Here is a 20,526-nt window from a genome sequence, read left to right as displayed (position 1 = left end):
ATGCCAGTAAAAATGCGCAAGGGCAAACCGGAAACTGGAAGGAAGATTCCACATTTGGAATGCAATTCATGAAATGAAAATAGGTGATTCTGCCGGAGGATTACAAAACCCTCCGGCTGAGGAATTACGCCAGATCGGCCCCGTTACTGGCGATCACTTTTTTGTACCACCAGAATGATTTTTTGCGGGTACGCGCCAGCGTGCCTTGGCCCGCATCGTCCCGGTCTACATACACAAAACCGTAACGCTTGCTCATCTCGCCGGTTGAGGCGGAAACCAGATCGATGCAGCCCCAGGTGGTGTAACCCATTAGCGGCACACCATCTTCAATGGCGTCAGCCATGGCGCGGATGTGTTCGCGTAAATAGCGAATGCGATAGTCGTCATTGATCTCGCCGTTGGCATCCATTTCATCTTTCGCCCCCAGCCCGTTTTCCACCAGAAACAGCGGCTTCTGATAACGGTCATACATCATATTCATCGTGATGCGCAGGCCAAGCGGATCGATACCCCAGCCCCATTCGCTGGCGGCAATGTACGGATTACGCAGTGATTTCACTACGTTGGCAGCGCTGGTGTTGCCCGTGTTCATGTCAGCGGAGGCGCAGCGTGATGCGTAATAGCTAAACGAGACGAAATCGACGGTGTTCTTCAGGATGTCGTCATCTTCTGCGGCTTTTTCTATCGTCACGCCCTTTTCGCGAAACACCCGGGCGGAGTAGGCGGGATAAGCCCCGCGCGCCTGCACATCAATAAAGAACAGGTTTTCGCGGTCTTTTTCCAGCGCGGTCCACACATCTTCTGGTTTACAGGAGTAAGGATAAAAATTACCGCCCGCCAGCATGCAGCCGACCCGGTTTTGCGGATTCACTTCATGGGCGATTTTCGTCGCCAGGGCACTGGCAACCAGTTCGTGGTGGGCGGACTGATATTTCACCTGATCCTGATTTTCACCCTCTTCAAATACCAGCCCGGCCCCTGAAAAAGGGCTGTGCAGCATGATGTTGATTTCGTTGAACGTCAGCCAGTATTTCACCAGACCGTCAAAGGCTTCGAAGCAGGTGCGGGCGTAACGGGTAAAGAACTCCACCATTTTGCGGTTCCGCCAGGAGCCGTACTCGGTAACCAGATGCATGGGCACATCGAAGTGACATAGCGTGACTAACGGTTCAATGCCGTATTTTTTACACTCGGCAAAAACGTCCTGGTAAAACGCGATACCTTCTTCATTAGGCGCCAGTTCGTCGCCGTTAGGGTAGAGACGACTCCAGGCTATTGAGGTGCGAAAAACCGTAAACCCCATTTCCGCCATCAGCGCAATATCTTCTTTATAGCGATGATAAAAGTCGATCGCCTGATGGCTGGGATAAAATTCGTCATCCTGAAGCGTAAAGCGCTTCTCCTGACCCAGTTTAACGGGCATCCGATGTTCGCCGTGGGGGATCATATCGACGGTGGTCAGCCCTTTGCCGCCTTCCCGGTATGCCCCTTCAGACTGGTTGGCGGCCAGCGCGCCGCCCCATAAAAATCCTTGCGGAAAAACAGACATAGTTAACCTCAGTTCATGCCAGTCAAATGCTGGCTCCATTGATATTGCCCGCTTGTGCGGCCTGATTTTTTCTGGCCTGCGCGGCAGCATCTTCGACAGGAATATCTTCAAAGCCGAGAATCAGTGTTAATACAAAGGAAAGCACGACCGCCAGCGCCATCACGCCAAACACCCAGACAATGGTCATCGGATTAGCCGGATCGAAAAACTGGACGCTGGTGAACAGGCCAGGGGCCGCCATGGAATGACTCGCCAGTCCAGCCATACCGGCAACGGCACCGCAGATAAAACCGCTGATTAGGCTCGCAATCAGTGGGCGTTTCAGACGGATCGCCACGCCGTACAGCGCGGGTTCGGAAATGCCTGCCATGATGGCTGAAGCGGCGGCCGCCAACGCTGTCTGACGCAGTTCCGGGTTTTTGGTTTTCCATGCCACCGCCAGCGATGAACCGCCCAGCGACAGATTAGCGCCGATTTCAGAGGGCATCACCATGCCTTCTTTACCGGTTTCGGCAATGGTCTGGATAATGGTGGGCGTAAACACGCGGTGCATACCCGTCATCACCAACAGCGGCCACAGTGCGCCCATAATGGCGACCGACAGCCAGCCGAGATAGCCGTGAATGGTATAGACCAGCGCTGAAATTGCACTACCGATCCAGATACCAATCGGGCCGATTAAAACGATCGCGAGCGGGGCGGCGATCAGCACGATCAGCATCGGTTTGAGGAAGTTTTTGGTCACTGCCGGCGTGATACGATCCACCCAACGTTCGATATATGACAGACACCAGGTCATGACCAGTGCCGGGATCACGGTGTAGGTGTATTTGACCGCCGTCACCGGGATCAGGGCGAACTCAACGTGCTCACCCTGCGCGGCTTTTGCCATCAGATCGATAAAACTGGGATGGACCAGCACACCCGCAATAGCAATTGCCAGCGACATGTTGGTTTTGAATTTGATGGCTGCCGAAGCGGCGACCATCAGCGGCAGGAAGAAAAATGCGCCGTCGCCGATAACGGTCAGAATGGTGAGGGTGGACGATCCTTTTACCAGCACGCCGGTCATTTCCAGAACCATTGCCAGCAGTTTGAGCATTGATCCACCGATAATTGCCGGGATCAGCGGTGACATCGTGCCGATCAGCGCATCGAGGATCCCCGCGCCAATCCGTTTCAGCGTCAGCCGGGGTTTGGTTTGCGGCTCAGCAGGTTGCATGTTGGCAGGTAGCAGGCTGACAACTTCGCGATACGCCTGCGAAACGGTGTTGCCGATGATCACCTGACACTGATTATCGTTACGTACTACGCCCAGCACGCCAGGAAGCGTTTTCAGCGTCGCGCTATCGACCTGCGCATCATCTTTGATAACGAAACGCAAACGGGTCATACAGTGGGTCACTGCTGTGATGTTGTCGACGCCTCCCAGAGCCGTCACAACGGAGCGCGCCAGCGCTGCATAATTCTTGGACATCGGATTTAATCCTGTTTTATCAGTAGGGTACGTTATGTTTTATCCGTTTGCGCAGGTCACGTTTCTGAGTTGATGAAACTCAGATAGGAAACCGGTTCCACAAAATCATGTTTAATTTATATTCTTTAAACAAGAATTAATTTTTATTGTTTTTATAATTGTGATGATGATCACCAGATGTCAGGCGCCGCGTTTTAGCAGCGAGGACAGCGGCGAAACGGTGCAGTACACTGCGTCACATTAAGAGCAAAGGGATGAGTACTATGACCACGATGCTGGAGGTGGCGAAGCGGGCCGGGGTGTCGAAAGCGACGGTTTCCCGGGTGCTTTCCGGGAACGGTTACGTCAGCCAGGAAACCAAAGACCGTGTGTTTCAGGCCATTGAAGAGAGTGGTTACCGCCCTAATTTACTGGCGCGCAGCCTGGCGGCGAAGACCACGCAGACGCTGGGTCTGGTGGTGACCAATACTCTTTATCATGGCGTCTATTTCAGCGAGCTGCTGTTTCACACCGCGCGGATGGCGGAGGATAAGGGGCGCCAGTTGTTGCTGGCTGATGGTAAACATAGCGCAGAGGAAGAGCGTCAGGCGATCCAGTACTTACTCGACCTGCGCTGTGACGCGATTATGATCTATCCGCGTTTTCTCAGCGTGGATGAAATAGACGAGATCATTGACGCGCACGCCCAGCCGATCATGGTGCTTAATCGACGGCTGCGTAAAAACAGTAGCCACAGCGTCTGGTGCGATCAAAAACAAACCAGCTTTAACGCCGTTGCGCAGTTGATTGCCGCCGGGCACCAGGAGATTGGTTTTATTACCGGCTCGATGGATTCGCCTACCGGTGTGGAACGACTCTCAGGCTATAAAGACGCGCTGGTTGCGCATGGCATTTCGCTAAATAATGATTTGATTGTCAAAGGAAAGTGGACGCCAGCCTGCGGTGCCGCGGGCGTTGATACCTTGCTTTCACGCAAGATCAATTTTACCGCGCTGGTGGCCAGCAATGATGATATGGCGATAGGCGCGATGAAGCAGTTGCATGATCAGGGTATCCGTGTGCCTGCCCAGGTGTCGGTGATTGGTTTCGATGATATCGCCATCGCGCCATACACTATTCCGGCGCTTTCCAGCGTCAAAATTCCAGTGACGGAAATGATCCAGGAAACGATTGGTCGCCTGATATTTATGCTGGGTGACGGGGCATTTACGCCGCCAAAAATCTTCACCGGGGAACTCATTCAGCGCGATTCTGTTGCGCCATACGTTTCGCGCTGACGGCTGTCATTTGTCATCGTCACTAGTGACGATGACACACCATTCTCACATCCATCAAAATAAAAATCCTTTAATAACAGTGCATTAAAATTTGGCACGATTCGTGAATGCTTCGGCAGATAATCTGTCATTGCTGGAGAAATTGATGAACCGTTTCATCATTGCAGACGCCAATAAATGCATTGGTTGCCGTACCTGTGAAGTGGCCTGCGTAGTATCCCATCAGGATAACCAGGACTGCGCATCGCTGACCCCTGAAACCTTTTTACCCCGCATTCACGTCATCAAAGGCGTTAACGTCTCCACGGCGACGCTGTGCCGCCAGTGTGAAGACGCGCCGTGCGCTAACGTCTGTCCGAACGGAGCAATCAGCCGTGATAAAGGCTTTGTCCACGTGATGCAGGAACGCTGCATTGGCTGTAAAACCTGCGTGGTGGCGTGTCCTTATGGGGCAATGGAAGTTGTCGTGCGTCCGGTTGTGCGTAACAGCGGCGCGGGCCTGAACGTTCGTGCAGAAAAAGCCGAAGCCAACAAGTGCGACCTGTGCCACCACCGCGAAGCGGGTCCTGCCTGTATGGAAGTCTGCCCGACTCACGCGCTGATTTATGTGGATCGCAATAAGCTTGAGCAACTGAGCGCTGAAAAACGCCGCCGCGCGGCGCTGGACTCCACCGCATCTTTGCTGTTCTGATCGCTAAAAGTCCGCGTAAAATACGGTAGTACTTATGCCGGATGGCGGCTTCGCCTTATCCGGCCTACTTTTCGCATTCACGTAGGCCTGATAAGCGTAGCGCCATCCGGCAAACCGGGATAGATGACTGCGGGAAGGACATAATGACAATCAATAACCACTCCGGCGTACAACTGCGTATTCGCGGCAAGGTACAGGGCGTCGGGTTTCGCCCCTTCGTCTGGCAACTGGCGCAGCGCCTGCAACTGCATGGCGACGTGTGCAACGACGGTGACGGTGTGGTGGTGCGCTTACAGGAAGAGCCGGCGGAGTTTATTGCGCAATTACATCAACATTGTCCGCCGCTGGCGCGCATTGATAGCATTGAGAGCGAACCATTCGCCTGGACGCAGCAGCCTGCCGATTTCTCGATTCGCCAAAGTGCAGGCGGTACGATGAATACGCAAATTGTCCCGGACGCGGCGACTTGTCCCGAATGCCTTGTTGAAATGAACACCCCCGGCGAACGTCGCTATCGCTACCCCTTCATCAACTGTACCCATTGTGGTCCGCGTTTTACGATTATCCGCGCCATGCCGTACGACCGTCCGTTTACCGTGATGGCGTCCTTCCCTCTCTGTGCGCAATGCGATACAGAGTATCGCGATCCCTATGACCGTCGCTTTCACGCCCAACCCGTTGCCTGCCCGCAATGTGGTCCACATCTTGAATGGCTAAGCGCGGGTGAGCGAGCGGAAAAAGAAGAGGCGCTGCAGGCGGCGGTAGCGTTGCTAAAAGCGGGCGGCATTGTCGCTGTGAAAGGCATTGGCGGTTTTCATCTGGTCTGCGATGCGCGAAATGATAATGCTGTGGCGCTGCTCCGGTTGCGTAAACATCGCCCGGCTAAACCGTTGGCGGTGATGTTGCCTGCTGACGACGGACTGCCTGAAGCTGCGCGTCGTCTGTTAACCACCCCTGCCGCGCCAATCGTGTTGGTGCAAAAACGCTATGTAGCGGCATTGAGCGAGGGAATAGCGCCAGGGTTAACGGAAGTTGGCGTTATGCTGCCAGCGAATCCGTTGCAGCATCTCCTGTTACAAGAGATGCAGTGCCCGCTGGTAATGACCTCCGGCAACCTCAGCGGCAGGCCGCCAGCCATTACCAACGCGCAGGCGCTGGAAGATTTACGCGAAATTGCCGACGGTTTCCTGCTGCATAACCGCGAAATTGTGCAGCGCATGGATGACTCCGTGGTGCGTGAAAGCGGGGAAATGCTGCGCCGCTCGCGGGGTTACGTGCCGGATGCGGTCGCGTTGCCGCCGGGTTTTCGTGACGTGCCGCCGATGCTGTGTTTAGGTGCGGATCTAAAAAATACCTTCTGTCTGGTACGTGGCGAACAGGCGGTTATCAGTCAGCATTTGGGCGATCTCAGCGATGACGGCATCCAGCAGCAGTGGCGTGATGCGCTGCGCCTGATCCAGAACATTTATGACTTTACGCCACAGCGTATCGTGCATGACGCCCACCCCGGCTATGTTTCCAGCCTGTGGGCCAGTGAGATGAATCTGCCGAGCGAAACGGTGCTGCATCACCATGCGCATGCCGCTGCGTGTATGGCCGAGCACGGTTGGCCGCTGGACGGTGGCGACGTTATCGCTCTGACGTTAGACGGTATCGGCATGGGGGCAAACGGCGCGCTGTGGGGCGGAGAGTGTTTGCGGGTCAACTATCGTGAATGCGAACACCTGGGCGGCTTACCCGCGGTCGCGCTGGCGGGCGGCGATCTGGCGGCAAAGCAGCCGTGGCGTAACCTGCTCGCGCAGTGTCTGCGTTTTGTCCCTGACTGGCAGCGATTCCCGGAAACATCGGCGCTGCAACAGCAAAACTGGAACGTGCTGGCACGCGCCATTGAGCGGGGGATCAATGCGCCGCTGGCGTCATCGTGCGGACGGCTGTTTGATGCCGTTGCCGCCGCGCTCCAGTGCGCACCGACTTCGCTGAGCTATGAAGGCGAGGCCGCCTGCGCGCTGGAGGCGTTGGCATCGCAATGTGAAGGCGTTGAGCATCCGGTCACAATCCCCTTGCAAGGTAATGAGCTTGACCTGGCTGTTTTTTGGCAGCAATGGCTGAACTGGCAGGGGGCGCCTGCGGCAAGAGCGTGGGCGTTTCATGATGCGCTGGCGTGTGGGTTTGCCACGCTGATGCGTGAGCAGGCTGAAGCGCGTGGCGTTAAGACGTTAGTATTCAGCGGTGGCGTGATGCATAACCGTTTGTTGTCATCGCGGCTGGCATTTTATCTGGCTGATTTTACCTTACTGTTCCCGCAGCGTTTACCGGCGGGTGATGGGGGATTATCGCTGGGGCAGGGCGTGATTGCCGCGGCGCGAGCGTTAGCTTAAGGGTAAGGTGCCGGATGGCGGCTGCGCCTTATCCGGCCTACAAGTGAGCATCTATTTGTAGGCCGGATAAGGCGCGAAGCGGTGCCATCCGGCACCACAGACTTACATGGGCAATGTTTTCAGCAGCGCAAAGGCCTCTTTCATCCGGTCTTCACTGACCACAAACGCACATAGCTGGCCTTCGTCGTTCATTCCTCTGGCCACCATACCTTGCGCTTCCGCGGCAATATGCCAGTTCAGATCGCGCCGCTGGGTTTCCCCCGCCAGATGCAATGGCAGTTCCGGCGTTTTAACTTTTACCAGCATGGCAGGTAGCTTCAGCGGAGCATTGCCGCCGAGCAGGTTTTTCGCCAGATACATGGCACTCAGTTGAATCGGCTGCAGGAACGGCAGCACCTGACCGTTAATTTCCGCGCAGTCGCCGAGGGCATAAATGTCCGGGTGGCTGGTTTGCAGATAGCTGTCGACGCAGACGCCACGATTAATGCTCAATCCGGCACGACGCGCCAGCGCCGTTTCCGGGCGCAGACCGGTGGCGGCGATCACCGCATCGACTTCTACGCGGCGACTACGATCGAGCGTGGCGCGAATACCCGATTCAGTTTTTTCCAGACCCTGAAGCTGTGATTTCAGCAGCAGATGCACACCCATATCGGTCAGACGATGCTGTAAGCGACTGCTGACTTCCGGTGGCATCAGCGAGGCCAGAATGCTGGCGGCGTTGTCGATAAGTGTTACCGCTTTACCGGCACGACAAAAATCCATCGCCAGCTCACTGCCAATCAGACCGCCGCCGACAATGAGTACCCGCTGGGCATCACGCAGTTGCGTTTCACAGGCGCGGTATTCTTGCTGACTGTTCAATGTGAGCATTAACTCACGTCCGGTGACTGGAGGCACAAAGGCTGAAGCCCCCGTCGCCAGCACCAACTTGTCGTACTGCCACTGTTGGTCCTGACTTTTCACGATGTGGGCATCGGTGTCGATGTCGGTCACCCAGGTGTAGGGGAACAGGCGCAAATTAAACTGTTCGGCAAACTCCCCCGCCGACTGGCGGGTGAGGTCGTCTGCACGCTGTGCCTGACTGATAACGTGGCTGAGATCGGGCTTGTTGTACTCATCCATGCTGTCAGCGGCAATCAGGGTCAACGGAACAGTTGCATCCTGTTTACGGATATTTTTGACTAACTGGCGGGCGGCGAAGCCCGAACCAATAATGACAATTCCGTGGCTCATTTTGCCTCCGTTGCCAGTACGTCGAAGACGTCTTTACCTAATGAACATTCCGGGCACAGGAAGTTATCCGGCACATCGCTCCATGGGGTACCTGGCGCGACATCCTGCAACGGTTCGCCTTTTGCTGGATCGTAAATCCACTGGCACACGCTGCACTGCATGCTTGGGCCGAGGTCAGCCGCAGCCGCAGCGGCACAAGCGCACTCTTCTTCTTTGGTTGTCGCTTTGACGGTCGTTTCCGGTAGCGGAGCAAGCGCCCACTGACGTGCAATTTCACGACCGTGCTGACGACACAGTTCCAGCGCATCCAGATCCGGACGCCATTTCGCCTTCAGGCTAAGCGACATCTCAAAACCGGCATCTTGTAAACGGGTGGACAGGCGGTCAACTGCGCCGCCGCTCCAGCCGTGAGAACCAAAGGCGCTGGCGCGTTTGTTACGAAAACGCAGGCCGGTCATCTCTTCCACCAGTCCGGCGATTTTCGGCATCATCACGTTGTTCATGGTGGAAGTACCGACCAGTACGCCTTTAGAACGGAAGACGTTGGTTAGGACGTCGTTTTTGTCGCTACGGGCGACGTTAAAGATTTTCACCGCCACGTTCGGGTCAACTTCGTTGATGCCCTGGGCAATGGCGTCCGCCATCATGCGGGTGTTGTTGGACATGGTGTCGTAGAAGATGGTGATGCGGTCTTCCTGATAATCGGCCGCCCATTTCAGGTACAGCTCAACGATCTGCGTTGGGTTGTCGCGCCATACCACACCGTGGGAGGTGGCAATCATATCGACCGGCAGGTTGAAGCCGAGGATCTCAGTGATTTTCGGCGTCACCAGACGGCTGAACGGGGTCAGGATGTTGGCGTAGTAGCGTTGGCATTGTTCGAACAGTTCGGTCTGGTCAACTTCATCATTGAACAGACGTTCGTCGCAGTAATGCTGGCCGAAAGCATCGTTACTGAACAGTACCGCATCGCCGGTCATGTAGGTCATCATGCTGTCAGGCCAGTGCAGCATCGGCGTTTCAACAAAGATCAGTTGTTTGCCGTTGCCGATGTCCAGAGAATCACCGGTTTTCACCACGTTGAAGTTCCACTCCGGATGATGGTGGTGGCCGGTGATGGAATCAATCGCGTTAGCGGTGCAGTAAATTGGCGTGTCCGGGATGCAGGACATCAGTTCGGTCAGCGCACCGGCGTGATCTTCTTCCGCGTGGTTAATGATGATGTAGTCGATATCCGCGAGGTCAATTTCACTGCGCAGGTTCTGCACGAATTCACGGCTAAACTTATGGTCTACTGTATCGATCAGCACGTTTTTTTCTTCACGGATGAGATAGCTGTTGTAGCTGCTACCGCGCAGCGTTTTGTATTCAGTGCCGTGGAAATCTCGCACTTCCCAGTCACGTTGGCCAACCCAATGAATGTTATTTTTAACCAGAATAGACATAGCAACCTCAATTAATTCAGCGTTTTTCTAAAAAGATATTTTGTTAATTGCAGGTTGTGTGCCAACTTTTTAATTGTTTGATTTTTAATGATTTATTATTTAGTGCCTATAAAGTGGTAGTCAAAATGACTGTTTATTTTATTGTCAATATGACAATATGAATTGTCAAAATGACAATGAGGTTGCCATGAGCTTTTCAGTAGATGTGCTGGCGGGTATCGCCATTGAATTACAAAGCGGTATCGGTCATCAGGACCGTTTTCAGCGCCTGATCACGACCTTGCGCCAGGTGCTGGAGTGCGACGCATCGGCACTGCTGCGCTACGAGTCGCGACAGTTTATCCCGCTGGCTATCGATGGCCTGGCGCAGGATGTCCTCGGCCGCCGCTTCACGCTGGAGGGACATCCGCGGCTGGAGGCGATTGCCCGCGCCGGGGACGTGGTACGTTTTCCTGCCGACAGCGATCTGCCCGATCCTTATGACGGGTTAATCCCGGGTCAGGAGAGCCTGAAAGTGCATGCCTGCATCGGGTTGCCGCTGTTTGCCGGACAAAATCTGATTGGTGCGTTAACGCTGGATGGCATGGAGCCCGATCAGTTCGATGTCTTCAGCGATGAAGAGCTTAGGCTAATTGCCGCTCTGGCTGCGGGGGCGCTGAGTAATGCGTTGCTGATTGAACAACTGGAAAGCCAGAATATGCTGCCGGGTTCGTCGACGGCTTTCGAGCAGGTGACGGAAACCCAGATGATTGGCCTGTCGCCCAATATGATGCAGTTGAAAAAAGAGATTGAGATTGTGGCAGGGTCCGATCTCAACGTACTGATCAGCGGCGAAACCGGGACCGGGAAGGAGTTGGTAGCCAAAGCGATTCATGAAGGTTCGCCGCGTGCGGTGAATCCGCTGGTGTATCTCAACTGCGCGGCGTTGCCCGAAAGCGTGGCGGAAAGTGAACTTTTTGGTCACGTAAAAGGGGCTTTTACCGGGGCTATCAGTAATCGTAGCGGTAAATTTGAAATGGCGGATAACGGCACGCTGTTTCTCGACGAGATTGGCGAACTCTCGCTGGCGTTGCAGGCCAAGCTGCTGCGCGTATTGCAGTATGGCGATATTCAGCGCGTAGGGGACGATCGCAGCCTGCGCGTTGACGTGCGCGTACTGGCGGCGACCAATCGTGATTTACGAGAAGAGGTGCTGGCGGGGAATTTTCGCGCGGATCTGTTTCATCGTCTGAGCGTTTTTCCCCTTTCCGTGCCGCCACTACGTGAGCGCGGCGAAGATGTAGTGCTGCTGGCAGGCTATTTTTGCGAGCAATGTCGGCTGCGGCTGGGACTTTCCCGCGTTGTGTTAAGCCCCGGCGCGCGTAATCATCTGCTGAGTTACGGCTGGCCCGGAAACGTGCGCGAGCTGGAACATGCCATTCATCGGGCGGTTGTGCTGGCAAGGGCTACCCGGGCAGGGGATGAGGTGGTGCTGGAGGCACAGCATTTTGCCTTGCAGGATGAAAGCCCTGTACCGCAGCCGGACGTCGTGGCAGAGATCCCGCAGCATCACAATTTGCGTGAGGCAACGGAGTCATTTCAGCGCGAGATGATCCGCCGGGCCTTGGCGCAAAATAACCACAATTGGGCGGCAAGCGCGCGGGCGCTGGAAACAGACGTCGCCAACCTGCACCGGCTGGCGAAACGCCTGGGGCTGAAGGATTAGATAATACCGGCCTGATAGAAATCCTGCAGGTTGATAGCGCCGGTGAGTTTCCCGTTTTCATCTACCACCGGTGCGGCAGTGATTTTGCGTTTCATCAGGATCTCTTTGGCGTCAATCGCGCGGCTCTGTGCCTGCAGCGTAATGCCATTATGGGTCATTGCTTCGCTAACCTGCGTGGTGAGCGCGCCGCCGCCAACCAGCCAGCGGCGCAGGTCGCCGTCAGTGAAGACGCCTTTCACCAGTGACGCGTCATCACAGACAGCCACCAGACCAAGACCCGTGCGGCTGAGTTCCAGCATCGCGTCCATGACGCTGGTGGTCAGCGTTACCTGCGGAATGGCATCGTCACGGCGCATCAGGTGATGCACTTTATTTAACAGACGAGCGCCCAGCGCGCCGGCCGGATGCGAGCGGGCAAAATCTTCTTCGTTAAAGCCGCGCGCCTGCATCACGGCGATTGCCAGCGCGTCGCCCATCATCAGCGTGTTGACGGTGCTGGAGGTCGGCGCCAGGCGCATTGGGCAGGCTTCACGTTCAACAGAAATATCCAGCACGGCTTTGGCCGCCAGGCCCAGCGGCGAGGTTGGTTTTCCGGTCATGGCCAGCAGGGCGACGGATTTGTCTTCCAGGCGCGGAATGATGAGATCCAGCTCTTTCGCGCCGCCGGAGTAAGAGATAAACAGCATCACGTCGCGGCTTTCAATCATGCCTAAGTCGCCATGCAGCGCTTCCGCCGGATGCACAAAAAAGGCAGGGGTGCCGGTACTGGCGAGGGTCGCAGCAATTTTTTTGCCAATATGGCCTGATTTGCCAATCCCGGAGACAATGACTTTGCCTTCACAGTGGATGATAGTATTGGCGGCGCGGACAAAATCATCGCCCAGTCGCTCCGGCAGTCGACTGGCTTCCTGCAGTTCCAGCATTAACGTCTGACGGCCCGCGTTCAGTAGTGCATCACTCATTGGTTTCTCCGGTTATGATTACTTCAATCCCTTTTGCTTCCAGCGCCTGACGAAATGCAGGGTCTATACCTGCATCGGTAATCAGCTTGTCAACGCTTTCCAGACTGCACACAACATTAGGGCTTTTACGCCCAAATTTTGAGGAGTCAGCCATCAGAATCACTTCGCGAGCGGCATTGCACATCGCTTTACTGACGCTAAAGACCTCATTAAAGGTGGTCACGCCGGCATTGAGGTCAATACCGTCGGTCCCCATGAAGAGTTTATCAAAGCTGAATTGCTCAAAGGCGTTTTCTGCCAGTTGACCGTGAAATGACGCAGATTTTTTGCGAAAGGTCCCGCCAGGCATCAGGATGGTTTGCTCGTTGTCCAGCTCCGAAAGGGCATTAACAATGTGCAGACTGTTGGTCATGACGGTGATGTTGCTAAAGCGGGTAAGCATCGGCACCATCTGCAATACGGTGCTGCCCGCATCCAGAATGATGGAGTCGCCATCATGGATATAACGGACGGCGGCTTCAGCGATCTGCTCTTTTTTATGCGTGTTAATTAGGGTTTTGTGATCGATGGGCGGGTCAGATTCATCTTTGTTCAACACTACGCCGCCATAGGTACGAATGACGGTTCCAGCATTTTCCAGAATGACCAGGTCTTTGCGAATGGTTGTGCCGGTCGTGTCAAAGTAGTGGGCCAGTTCTTCAACCGAGCATTTTCCCTGCTTTTGCAGGTGCTCCAGTATGGCAGCCTGACGCTGACGAGGTTTCATAGGCGTGATTACCCTGACTTATTTAGGTTGCAAAATGATAATTTCGCAAGCTATTAGCATTCACAACGAAATTACCCATGTTTCAGTTTAAGCGCCAATGATAGTGCATTCTGCGCTAACGGATCATGGGGAAAGATCACATCAGGCTGTAAATCATCAAGATGTTTGCCCATTATGGTGGCAATTTTGCCGGGTCTGGCGAATACGGTAAGACCTTTCATAAATAACGTATCGGTAACCCGCTGTTGCTCATCAAGCGCGATGGCGACGACCACGCGCGGTTTAAACCGTCCGCCGGAACGCCCCACGCCCACCCGACCCCGCTGACAAAGTTTATCGAACGCGCGGTTAAAGCGGGATATTTGCCAGCCACCAAGCGCCAGTTGCAGGCACCAGGCGATGGCGGCGACGGTAATCAGTGCGGAAACCATAATGCGCTCCTTTGATTTTGCCGGATGACGGCTGCGCCTAATCCGGCCTACATAATATTCGTAGGCCCGGTAAGCACAGCGCCACCGGGCAGTCATACCTCTTAGAACATCACCTGACCGCCGGTGACGTTAATCGATTGTCCGGTGCAGTAAGAGGCTTTCGAACTGGCATAAAACAGCAGCATGTTCAGCACGTCCTGATAATCGCAGCCGCGTTTGAGCGGAACCTTATCAATGTAATACTGCTCTACTTCATCCGGCTTAAGGCCCAGTTTGGTAGCGTACTGCGGTAATAATGACTGGAACATCGGTGATTTCAACAGGTTGCCGAGCATCAGCGAATGGACGGTAATCCCGTATTCCGCCAGATCCAGCGCCAGCGATTGGGTTAAACCCACGCCGCCGAATTTTGCCGCGCTGTAGCCCGAATTGTGTTTACTGCCTACTTTCCCTGATTTGGAGTTGATCTGGATAATGCGTCCCTGGACGCCATCGCGGATCATCAGGCGTGAGAATTCACGGGCGCAGAGGAAGTAACCGACCAAATTCACCTGCAGCGAGCGGTCGAAATCCCCAAGCTGAAAGTCGCTGATAAACGCGGCTTTAGCGATACCCGCGCTGTAAACCAGCAGGTCGACGCGACCAAATATTTCATCCACTCCGCGTGACAGTGCCAGCACGCTCTGTTCGCTGGTGGCATCAGCGCCAAAACCGTACGCTGTGCCTGCGCCAAACTCGGCGTTAATCTCCTGCGCGACGTTGGCGGCTTTATCGCTTTGAATATCCACCACCGCGACGCGGTATCCTTCTGTCGCAAGCCCACGGCAAAGGAACGCTCCCAGGGTCTGGCCTCCACCAATGACAACGGCAACCTGATTCATCTTTTTCTCCTTCAATCTTAAGCAACAAACTTCAAAATACAGCCCGGCGCGATATCGTCCGGTACAGGGCCCGCCACATGTACGGTGCCAGGGAATTCCGCTTCGCTGAGTCCGTCAAAACGTAGGGTGATATGCCCCAGTTCACGTAAGTTTTGTTCCGCCACGCTGCCAACGGCGGTGACCGGGTAGTGATGCTGGCCCAGTTCAAACTGGATCCCGGCGTGCAAAGAACCGTTCAGATCGCCGTGGCAATGGATGAAGCAAAACTCTTCAATATCCGCTGGCGCGCCTTCACGAAAGGTAATTAACATCTGGTCGCAAAGTGCGTCCGGGGCGCTTTGGCCGATGCGGGTGATGGTGGTTTGATAAATCACGGTCATTTTTGAGTGCCTCTTATTGGTAAATAAAGCCGGATACAAACCAGGCGATGAGAACGGTAGGCGCGCCGGTCAGGAAGCGGCTTACCAGGACGGATGGCACGCCGACGCGGACCGTGTCCTGACGCGCTTCGGCCAGCGATAACCCCACGGGAATAAAGTCGCATGCGGCTTGCGCATTAATGGCAAACAAGGCCGGTAGCGCCAGATGGGGAGGGATGTTCCCCAGGCCAATCTGTACGCCGATCAGCACCCCGATAACCTGGGCGATGACCGCACCAGGGCCGAGGAAAGGTGACAGCAGCGGGAAAGAGCAAATCAGCGCCAGCGTCACCAGTCCCAGCGGGTGGCTGGCGAGCGGTGCGAGTCCATGGGCTATCCAGTCTCCCAGACCAGAAGCCATGATGATGCCGATCAGCGCCGAGACGAACGCCATAAATGGCAGAATGGTTTTCAGAACGGTATCAATAGTGTCGCGACCGGCCTGGAACAGGACAGCAACGGCTGACCCCATGCCCATACCGACTTTTGCCAACAGACCATCGCTTTGTTCAGTAATCTTTTTACTGGTGTCGTAATCGCGACCAATCGTGCTGCTTGCAGGTTGCGGCGCAATGGATGCTTCACCGACAACGGTAATGTTTTCTTCTTTTACGCCAGAGACATAGATATCTTCGACAATGTACTGGGCCAGTGGACCGGATTTCCCCGTGGCGTGAATATTTACCGTGGGTATGCGACGTTTGGGATAGATCCCACAGCGCAGCGTGCCGCCGCAGTCGATGATCGCCACGCCAATTTCACTCTCCGGCGGTTCGCCCTCTTTGAAACCATCAACGGCCTGCCAGCCAGTCAGATTCGCCAGCGTGTCGACAATCGCAGGGCGAGTCCCGGCAGTGATATAGACAATTTTCTTGCCCGGTACGGCATCCAGTTCAAGCGGGCCGCCCCAGCCGCCGGTGCCTTTTTCAATACGAATACGCGTCATGATGTTGCTCCCGCCAGATGAACTTTCTGCTCAAGTTGAATGCCCATTTTTTTCTCGAAAATGGCGGTGGTGAAATCGGTTACCCAGCCGCGGAAGAAGTTGGTGACCAGACCGACCAGCAAATAGCTCACCGCCAGCGGGCCAAGCGGAAGGCCCAGCGTCGTCAGGCCGCTGGCGATACCGAGATAGACAAACAGCTCGCCGGGGTTGATGTGCGGGAATAAGCCATTCATGGAATGGCAGCTATAAGAGGCCGCAGCGTAGTAGCTGGGCTTGTACTTTTCTGGCATAAAGCGGCCCAGGCTTAGCGTCATCGGATTACAAAACACAAATGTGCCGATGCACGGCAGCAGCAGATAGCGGGACAGTGGGTTTCCGGCACAGCGCTGAGCAAAACGTTCAATACGCTGCTGGCCGATAAAGTTAATCAGCGCATTCATGATGACCAGCAGGCTAATCAGCAGGGGAAGAATACCGGTCACCATGCCGGTAAACACCTCTCCGCCTTTCTGGAACAGCCCGATAAACCACTCAGCACCGAGTGTGATGGTGTCGATCATTATTCTCTCCTGTAGGGTTTTTTAGTTATCTTGCCAAACGGAAACTAATTTTAATCAGATCGAAAGATTTAAAAGTGTTATTTTGATCTCAAAATGAAAGGTAAATATTTTATTTTGAAAGTTATTGCGTAAGCGCTCGCAAATATGACGGTCGGAAGTGCAAGAGGGGGGAAATTCTGTGAAGCAGAGCGACTACTGCTTCCTTGTATGGCTGAGGATGCTTTACCATACTTCTCCCAGGCTGAATTTGTTTAATGGATGTCTCATGTTCAAGCGTCGTTATGTAGCGTTACTTCCCCTTTTCGTATTGCTTGCTGCCTGTAGCAGCAAACCTAAACCTTCAGAGACTCAAACGACTACGGGTACGCCTTCCGGCGGCTTCCTGCTTGAGCCACAGCACAATGTCATGCTAACGGGCGGTGATTTTGCCAATAACCCGAACGCGCAACAGTTCATCGAGAAGATGGTGAACAAGCATGGCTTTGATCGCCAGCAGTTGCAGGAGATCCTGTCGCAGGCCAAGCGGCTGGACTCGGTATTGCGTTTGATGGACCGTCAGGCGCCGACGACTCAACCTCCAGCCGGACCTAACGGCGCGTGGCTGCGTTATCGCAAGCAGTTCATCACGCCGGATAACGTGCAAAACGGCGTGGCCTTCTGGAATCAATATGAAGATGCCCTGAACCGTGCGTGGCAGGTCTACGGCGTACCACCGGAAATCATCGTCGGTATTATTGGCGTAGAGACGCGCTGGGGCCGCGTGATGGGCAAAACGCGAATTCTGGATGCGCTGGCGACGCTGTCCTTTAATTATCCTCGTCGTGCGGAATACTTCTCTGGCGAACTGGAAACTTTCCTGTTGATGGCGCGAGATGAAAGTGATGATCCGCTCGATTTGAAAGGTTCCTTCGCCGGTGCGATGGGCTACGGCCAGTTTATGCCGTCTTCCTATAAAGAATATGCGGTCGATTTCAATGGCGATGGGCACATTAATCTGTGGGATCCGGTTGACGCCATCGGTAGCGTGGCGAACTATTTCAAAGGCCACGGCTGGGTGAAAGGCGATACGGTCGCGGTGCCGGCGAATGGTCAGGCGCCTGGGCTGGCGAACGGCTTTAAAACCCAGTACAGCATTTCACAGCTTGCCGCCGCGGGTCTGACGCCGCAGCAGTCGTTGGGGAATCATCAGCAGGCCAGCCTGCTGCGCCTGGATATTGGCACCGGTTATCAGTACTGGTACGGGCTGCCAAACTTCTACACCATCACCCGCTACAACCACAGTACCCACTACGCGATGGCGGTGTGGCAATTGGGTCAGGCGGTAGCGCTGGCGCGCGTACAGTAATCGCTCCAACCGGCCTACAAATAAGATATTGCTTGTAGGCCGGATAAGATGCTCTGACATCGCCATCCGGCGGGTCTTATTTTGCAACGGATCAATTTTTGGAATCCCCCTCGTAAAACGTTCTCCCCATCCCCACATTGGTTGTGAAAGTGCTATCTTGTGCGGCATATTTTTTTAACTGACAGAGGCTGAAATGACCGACAGTGAACTGATGCAGTTAAGCGAGCAGGTTGGCCTGGCGCTGAAAGCGCGCGGGGCGACCGTTACGACGGCGGAATCCTGCACCGGCGGTTGGGTGGCCAAAGCCATTACGGATATTGCCGGCAGTTCCGCCTGGTTTGAACGCGGGTTCGTGACCTACAGCAATGAAGCCAAAGCGCAGATGATTGGCGTGCGCGAAGAGACGCTGGCCCAGCATGGCGCGGTGAGTGAGCCTGTCGTCGTGGAAATGGCGATTGGCGCGCTAAAAGCGGCCCGCGCGCATTTCGCGGTCTCGATCAGCGGTATTGCGGGGCCGGATGGCGGCAGTGAGGAAAAGCCTGTGGGTACGGTATGGTTTGCCTTTGCCAGCGCAAGCGGCGAGGGGATTACCCGCCGGGAATGTTTCAGCGGTGACCGCGATGCGGTACGTCGGCAGGCGACTGCCTATGCGTTACAAACCCTGTGGCAACAATTTCTACAAAATACTTGATACTGTATGAGCATACAGTATAATTGCCTCAACAGAACATTATCTTTCACGTTTCGCGGTTTACCCCGAAAGCGGCATGACAGGAGTAATTAATGGCTATCGACGAAAACAAACAGAAAGCGTTGGCGGCAGCGCTGGGTCAGATCGAAAAGCAATTCGGTAAAGGCTCCATCATGCGCCTGGGTGAAGACCGTTCCATGGATGTGGAAACCATCTCCACCGGTTCGCTTTCTCTGGACATCGCATTAGGCGCGGGCGGTTTGCCAATGGGCCGTATCGTCGAAATCTACGGGCCTGAATCTTCCGGTAAAACGACGCTGACGCTGCAGGTTATTGCCGCCGCTCAGCGCGAAGGTAAAACCTGTGCGTTCATTGATGCGGAACACGCGCTGGATCCCGTCTATGCCCGTAAGCTTGGCGTTGATATCGACAACCTGCTGTGTTCCCAGCCGGATACCGGTGAACAAGCGCTGGAAATCTGTGATGCGCTGGCGCGTTCCGGTGCGGTTGACGTTATCGTTGTCGACTCCGTGGCGGCGCTGACGCCGAAAGCGGAAATCGAAGGCGAGATTGGCGACTCTCACATGGGGCTTGCGGCGCGTATGATGAGCCAGGCGATGCGTAAGCTGGCCGGTAACCTGAAGCAGTCCAACACGCTGCTGATTTTCATCAACCAGATCCGTATGAAAATTGGCGTTATGTTCGGTAACCCGGAAACCACTACCGGTGGTAACGCGCTGAAATTCTATGCCTCCGTGCGCCTGGACATTCGCCGTATTGGCGCAGTGAAAGAGGGCGACAACGTGGTTGGTAGCGAAACCCGCGTTAAGGTCGTGAAAAACAAAATCGCCGCGCCGTTTAAACAGGCTGAATTCCAGATTCTGTACGGTGAAGGTATCAACTTCTATGGTGAACTGGTTGACCTGGGCGTGAAAGAGAAGCTGATTGAAAAAGCCGGTGCATGGTACAGCTATAACGGTGAGAAAATCGGTCAGGGTAAAGCGAATGCGACCAACTGGCTGAAAGAAAACCCGGCAACCGCAAAAGAGATTGAGAAGAAATTGCGCGAGTTACTGCTCAATAACCAGGATTCAACGCCAGATTTCTCCGTTGATGACGGTGCTGCAGACGTAGCAGAAACGAACGAAGATTTCTGATAATCTGTTTTACATCGCATACAGTAAAGGGCTGCATATCATGCAGCCCTTTTGCATTTCTGAAGGTTTACTATGACAGATGCAACTTCCCGCCGATCCGCTTATTCCCGACTGCTTGACCGCGCCGTGCGTATTCTGGCAATGCGCGATCACAGCGAGCAGGAACTACGGCGGAAGCTGGCCGCGCCGGTGATGGGCAAACAAGGGCCGGAAGACATTGATGCTTCCCCGGAAGATTACGACAAGGTCATTGCCTGGTGCATTGAAAGTCATTATCTGGATGATGACCGCTTCGTTCAGCAGTTTATTGCCAGCCGTAGCCGCAAAGGTTATGGGCCTGCGCGAGTGCGGCAGGAACTCAGCCAGAAAGGAATCTCGCGTGAGGCTATTGAGCGCGCCATGCGCGAGTGTGAAATTGACTGGGCAGTGCTTGCGCGCGAGCAGGCAATCAGGAAATACGGTGAACCTTTACCAGTCGATTTTTCAGATAAGGTAAAGGTCCAGCGTTTTTTGCTCTATCGTGGCTATCTGATGGAAGATATTCAGGCAATATGGCGAAATTTTGACGATTGAGCGCATACGGGATTTTACTTCCCAGTAAAGAAAACTT

Annotated in this window: 19 protein-coding genes; 8 read left to right on the top strand and 11 right to left on the bottom strand. The window is 54.6% G+C overall.

Features of this window, described 5'->3' with window-relative positions:
* Positions 1-124: 124 nt before the first annotated feature.
* Positions 125-1,549, bottom strand: a complete 1,425-nt coding sequence (locus FOB24_RS19855; protein WP_150345367.1) for a 6-phospho-beta-glucosidase — start codon at positions 1,547-1,549, stop codon at positions 125-127.
* Positions 1,550-1,571: 22 nt separating this feature from the next.
* Complete coding sequence (gene ascF / locus FOB24_RS19850) at positions 1,572-3,026, bottom strand: PTS cellobiose/arbutin/salicin transporter subunit IIBC (protein WP_087856227.1); 1,455 nt, start codon at positions 3,024-3,026, stop codon at positions 1,572-1,574.
* Positions 3,027-3,289: 263 nt separating this feature from the next.
* Here ascF and FOB24_RS19845 point away from each other — a divergent pair, with 263 nt between their 5' ends.
* The 3 genes from FOB24_RS19845 to hypF all read left to right on the top strand — a co-directional run bounded on the left by FOB24_RS19845 (position 3,290) and on the right by hypF (position 7,372).
* Positions 3,290-4,303, top strand: coding sequence for a LacI family DNA-binding transcriptional regulator (locus FOB24_RS19845; protein ID WP_150345366.1), 1,014 nt, complete (start codon positions 3,290-3,292; stop codon positions 4,301-4,303).
* Between the two features lie 145 nt (positions 4,304-4,448).
* Positions 4,449-4,994: an electron transport protein HydN gene (gene hydN, locus FOB24_RS19840; RefSeq protein ID WP_003037366.1), complete on the top strand. Its 546-nt coding sequence runs from the start codon at positions 4,449-4,451 to the stop codon at positions 4,992-4,994.
* 143 nt (positions 4,995-5,137) lie between these two features.
* Positions 5,138-7,372, top strand: coding sequence for a carbamoyltransferase HypF (gene hypF, locus FOB24_RS19835; RefSeq protein WP_150345365.1), 2,235 nt, complete (start codon positions 5,138-5,140; stop codon positions 7,370-7,372).
* A 102-nt stretch (positions 7,373-7,474) separates the two neighbouring features.
* Here hypF and norW read toward each other — a convergent pair whose 3' ends face one another.
* Together norW and norV are read right to left on the bottom strand one after the other, a co-directional pair.
* Positions 7,475-8,608 (bottom strand): NADH:flavorubredoxin reductase NorW, encoded by a 1,134-nt coding sequence (gene norW, locus FOB24_RS19830; RefSeq protein WP_038633069.1) that lies wholly within the window; start codon positions 8,606-8,608, stop codon positions 7,475-7,477.
* The gene (norV, locus tag FOB24_RS19825; RefSeq protein WP_085048871.1) at positions 8,605-10,053 is read right to left on the bottom strand and encodes an anaerobic nitric oxide reductase flavorubredoxin; all 1,449 of its coding nucleotides are present in this window, start codon (positions 10,051-10,053) and stop codon (positions 8,605-8,607) included. The genes norW and norV overlap by 4 nt, the downstream gene beginning before the upstream one ends.
* A 187-nt stretch (positions 10,054-10,240) precedes the next feature.
* On the opposite strand from norV, the gene norR reads away from it, so the two are divergent.
* Complete coding sequence (gene norR / locus FOB24_RS19820) at positions 10,241-11,758, top strand: nitric oxide reductase transcriptional regulator NorR (protein WP_085048872.1); 1,518 nt, start codon at positions 10,241-10,243, stop codon at positions 11,756-11,758.
* Here the strand turns inward: norR and gutQ are convergent.
* The 7 genes from gutQ to srlA form a co-directional block, all read right to left on the bottom strand.
* A complete protein-coding gene (gene gutQ, locus FOB24_RS19815; protein ID WP_038633059.1) occupies positions 11,755-12,720 on the bottom strand; it encodes an arabinose-5-phosphate isomerase GutQ in 966 nt (321 codons plus the stop codon). The two genes, norR and gutQ, sit on opposite strands and share 4 nt — an antisense overlap.
* On the bottom strand, positions 12,713-13,486 hold the full coding sequence (srlR, locus tag FOB24_RS19810; protein ID WP_006687181.1) for a glucitol operon DNA-binding transcriptional repressor SrlR: 774 nt from the start codon (positions 13,484-13,486) through the stop codon (positions 12,713-12,715). The genes gutQ and srlR overlap by 8 nt, the downstream gene beginning before the upstream one ends.
* A gap of 71 nt (positions 13,487-13,557) precedes the next feature.
* Complete coding sequence (gutM, locus tag FOB24_RS19805) at positions 13,558-13,917, bottom strand: transcriptional regulator GutM (protein WP_038633053.1); 360 nt, start codon at positions 13,915-13,917, stop codon at positions 13,558-13,560.
* A 101-nt stretch (positions 13,918-14,018) separates the two neighbouring features.
* Entirely contained in the window at positions 14,019-14,798 is a 780-nt protein-coding gene (srlD, locus tag FOB24_RS19800; protein ID WP_006687183.1) for a sorbitol-6-phosphate dehydrogenase, read from the bottom strand.
* A 17-nt stretch (positions 14,799-14,815) separates the two neighbouring features.
* A complete protein-coding gene (gene srlB, locus FOB24_RS19795; RefSeq protein WP_038633050.1) occupies positions 14,816-15,178 on the bottom strand; it encodes a PTS glucitol/sorbitol transporter subunit IIA in 363 nt (120 codons plus the stop codon).
* Positions 15,179-15,191: 13 nt separating this feature from the next.
* A complete protein-coding gene (gene srlE / locus FOB24_RS19790; protein ID WP_069324575.1) occupies positions 15,192-16,163 on the bottom strand; it encodes a PTS glucitol/sorbitol transporter subunit IIB in 972 nt (323 codons plus the stop codon).
* Positions 16,160-16,723 (bottom strand): PTS glucitol/sorbitol transporter subunit IIC, encoded by a 564-nt coding sequence (srlA, locus tag FOB24_RS19785; RefSeq protein ID WP_003825953.1) that lies wholly within the window; start codon positions 16,721-16,723, stop codon positions 16,160-16,162. The genes srlE and srlA overlap by 4 nt, the downstream gene beginning before the upstream one ends.
* Before the next feature lie 265 nt (positions 16,724-16,988).
* Here srlA and mltB point away from each other — a divergent pair, with 265 nt between their 5' ends.
* From mltB to recX, 4 genes are all read left to right on the top strand, one after another.
* Entirely contained in the window at positions 16,989-18,068 is a 1,080-nt protein-coding gene (gene mltB / locus FOB24_RS19780; RefSeq protein ID WP_038633043.1) for a lytic murein transglycosylase B, read from the top strand.
* A 193-nt stretch (positions 18,069-18,261) separates the two neighbouring features.
* A complete protein-coding gene (gene pncC / locus FOB24_RS19775) occupies positions 18,262-18,759 on the top strand; it encodes a nicotinamide-nucleotide amidase (protein WP_003037333.1) in 498 nt (165 codons plus the stop codon).
* Positions 18,760-18,851: 92 nt separating this feature from the next.
* Positions 18,852-19,916: a recombinase RecA gene (recA, locus tag FOB24_RS19770; protein ID WP_137347526.1), complete on the top strand. Its 1,065-nt coding sequence runs from the start codon at positions 18,852-18,854 to the stop codon at positions 19,914-19,916.
* 72 nt (positions 19,917-19,988) lie between these two features.
* Entirely contained in the window at positions 19,989-20,489 is a 501-nt protein-coding gene (gene recX / locus FOB24_RS19765) for a recombination regulator RecX (protein WP_085048877.1), read from the top strand.
* The last annotated feature ends 37 nt before the right edge of the window (positions 20,490-20,526 follow it).

Source organism: Citrobacter werkmanii (genome assembly GCF_008693645.1).
Taxonomy (GTDB): Bacteria; Pseudomonadota; Gammaproteobacteria; order Enterobacterales; family Enterobacteriaceae; genus Citrobacter; species Citrobacter werkmanii.
This window is presented reverse-complemented; position numbering and strand designations above follow the sequence as displayed.

Excerpts from the sequence above, each read along its gene's own strand:
- FOB24_RS19855 (WP_150345367.1), bottom strand. The coding sequence starts at position 1,549 with ATGTCTGTTTTTCCGCAAGGATTTTTATGGGGCGGCGCGCTGGCCGCC.
- ascF (WP_087856227.1), bottom strand. The coding sequence starts at position 3,026 with ATGTCCAAGAATTATGCAGCGCTGGCGCGCTCCGTTGTGACGGCTCTG.
- FOB24_RS19845 (WP_150345366.1), top strand. The coding sequence starts at position 3,290 with ATGACCACGATGCTGGAGGTGGCGAAGCGGGCCGGGGTGTCGAAAGCG.
- hydN (WP_003037366.1), top strand. The coding sequence starts at position 4,449 with ATGAACCGTTTCATCATTGCAGACGCCAATAAATGCATTGGTTGCCGT.
- hypF (WP_150345365.1), top strand. The coding sequence starts at position 5,138 with ATGACAATCAATAACCACTCCGGCGTACAACTGCGTATTCGCGGCAAG.
- norW (WP_038633069.1), bottom strand. The coding sequence starts at position 8,608 with ATGAGCCACGGAATTGTCATTATTGGTTCGGGCTTCGCCGCCCGCCAG.
- norV (WP_085048871.1), bottom strand. The coding sequence starts at position 10,053 with ATGTCTATTCTGGTTAAAAATAACATTCATTGGGTTGGCCAACGTGAC.
- norR (WP_085048872.1), top strand. The coding sequence starts at position 10,241 with ATGAGCTTTTCAGTAGATGTGCTGGCGGGTATCGCCATTGAATTACAA.
- gutQ (WP_038633059.1), bottom strand. The coding sequence starts at position 12,720 with ATGAGTGATGCACTACTGAACGCGGGCCGTCAGACGTTAATGCTGGAA.
- srlR (WP_006687181.1), bottom strand. The coding sequence starts at position 13,486 with ATGAAACCTCGTCAGCGTCAGGCTGCCATACTGGAGCACCTGCAAAAG.
- gutM (WP_038633053.1), bottom strand. The coding sequence starts at position 13,917 with ATGGTTTCCGCACTGATTACCGTCGCCGCCATCGCCTGGTGCCTGCAA.
- srlD (WP_006687183.1), bottom strand. The coding sequence starts at position 14,798 with ATGAATCAGGTTGCCGTTGTCATTGGTGGAGGCCAGACCCTGGGAGCG.
- srlB (WP_038633050.1), bottom strand. The coding sequence starts at position 15,178 with ATGACCGTGATTTATCAAACCACCATCACCCGCATCGGCCAAAGCGCC.
- srlE (WP_069324575.1), bottom strand. The coding sequence starts at position 16,163 with ATGACGCGTATTCGTATTGAAAAAGGCACCGGCGGCTGGGGCGGCCCG.
- srlA (WP_003825953.1), bottom strand. The coding sequence starts at position 16,723 with ATGATCGACACCATCACACTCGGTGCTGAGTGGTTTATCGGGCTGTTC.
- mltB (WP_038633043.1), top strand. The coding sequence starts at position 16,989 with ATGTTCAAGCGTCGTTATGTAGCGTTACTTCCCCTTTTCGTATTGCTT.
- pncC (WP_003037333.1), top strand. The coding sequence starts at position 18,262 with ATGACCGACAGTGAACTGATGCAGTTAAGCGAGCAGGTTGGCCTGGCG.
- recA (WP_137347526.1), top strand. The coding sequence starts at position 18,852 with ATGGCTATCGACGAAAACAAACAGAAAGCGTTGGCGGCAGCGCTGGGT.
- recX (WP_085048877.1), top strand. The coding sequence starts at position 19,989 with ATGACAGATGCAACTTCCCGCCGATCCGCTTATTCCCGACTGCTTGAC.